The 702-nt window shown below is 59.5% G+C and carries 2 protein-coding genes; both read right to left on the bottom strand.

The features are described 5' to 3' along the window. Nucleotides 1-151: 151 nt before the first annotated feature. On the bottom strand, nucleotides 152-349 hold the full coding sequence (locus QZ269_RS13235; protein ID WP_291427161.1) for a helix-turn-helix transcriptional regulator: 198 nt from the start codon (nucleotides 347-349) through the stop codon (nucleotides 152-154). Next, a partial coding sequence (locus QZ269_RS13230) for a hypothetical protein (protein WP_291427160.1) occupies nucleotides 349-702 on the bottom strand: 354 nt, incomplete at its 5' end. The genes QZ269_RS13230 and QZ269_RS13235, both read right to left, overlap by 1 nt.

Raw genomic sequence — 702 nt, 5'->3', positions numbered from 1 at the left:
GGAACTCCTGCCATATCTGTCGCCGCTGGGTTGGGAACACATTGCCCTCACGGGAGACTACTCCTGGAGCATGATTTCTGAATCCGACCCAGAAACTACTGTTCCAGCGCGATGATTTTCCTTAGCGTAGGATTTTGCGCGAATCGTGTAGTCAGGCCGCTATGGGCGGACCAAAAAATTCACTCAGACGAAAGGCTATATCCAGACTCGCGGTGTATGTCCCGCGCTCCAGATAACCGATTGTCTGAGTGTTTACGCCTATGGCCTCGGCCAGTTCTCGCCGGGTTAGTCCTCGCTCGGCCCTCAAGACCTTGAGGCGGTTGTGAATTGTGGCGACTGGGGGGCGCATCAGTAGTCCATGCCCCTCTGCCGCTGCACCTGTTTTTCCTGCGCGGCGCTGGGCGTCGGGGTGGCCGTCACCTTGACCGTATCCCCGGCGCTGCTGCCTTTGGGTAAATCCTGGGGGTGGCCCACAACGAAGTCACCTGTTGAGCGCATGACAAACTGCTTGCTGTCCTTGAGGTGCAAGGTTCCGGCGTAGTCCTGGCCCGGTGTGGTGGTGGTGAGGTACACCTGCTGCACCTGCTCACCGTGCCGCTCGTGCATGGCGTCAAAGCCGCGCTGCAACATGCGGGCGCGGTCTGGGTCGGTGATTTCCTGAAACAGTCGGCGCATGGTCTCTTTGTCGCCCTGGCTGGCGTC

It is taken from the genome of Deinococcus sp., assembly GCF_018260405.1.
GTDB lineage: Bacteria > Deinococcota > Deinococci > Deinococcales > Deinococcaceae > Deinococcus.
The sequence above is the reverse complement of the archived record's forward strand: the minus strand, read 5'-3'. Positions and strand labels throughout refer to the sequence as shown.